We start from the raw sequence: 586 nt of genomic DNA, 5'->3' as shown, positions 1-586 counted from the left end.
AACAAAATCAAGGCAAAACAGTCAATGAAATTTGTCGTGAACATGGAATAAGCCAACCCACTTTTTATAAATGGAAGAGTAAATATGGCGGAATGGAAGCCCATCAATTAGCTCAATTAAAGGAACTAGAGAAGCAATTGTCCCGATATAAAAAAATTGTAGCAGAGCTTACTTTAGAAAACGTAGTTTTAAAAGATGTTATCGAAAAAAAGCTATAACGCCTTGTGAAAAACGAGAATTGGTGTTGTATTCAAAAGCAAAACATCAACTAAGTTCTCGCAGGGCTTGTCGTCTATTTAGCTTAAGAACATCCGTTTTTTATTATCAAAAAGTACGTAAAGATGAGGATGATAAAATACGTTTTCAATTGATAGCACTATCTAACGAGCATCAAACTTGGGGCTTTTGGATGATGCATTATCGTTTACGAAATTTAGGCTTTACTTGGAACCATAAACGAGTTTATCGAATTTATACTTCGATGAAACTTAACCTACGTAATAAACGTAAAAAAAGACTTCCTGCAAGTATTAAAGAGCCGCTTTTACGTCCGATTTATCCAAATGTAACGTGGAGTATGGATTTT

Annotated in this window: 2 protein-coding genes; both read left to right on the top strand. The window is 34.0% G+C overall.

Features of this window, described 5'->3' with window-relative positions:
* On the top strand, positions 1–218 hold a 218-nt coding region (locus tag N5E64_RS15715; protein ID WP_280038333.1), incomplete at its 5' end, for a transposase.
* A gap of 23 nt (positions 219–241) precedes the next feature.
* Positions 242–586, top strand: a 345-nt coding sequence (locus tag N5E64_RS15710; RefSeq protein ID WP_280038332.1) for an IS3 family transposase, incomplete at its 3' end; no start/stop codon positions are given.

The organism is Empedobacter sp. GD03739, from assembly GCF_029843245.1.
In the GTDB taxonomy this organism is placed as follows: Bacteria; Bacteroidota; Bacteroidia; order Flavobacteriales; family Weeksellaceae; genus Empedobacter; species Empedobacter falsenii_B.
This window is presented reverse-complemented; position numbering and strand designations above follow the sequence as displayed.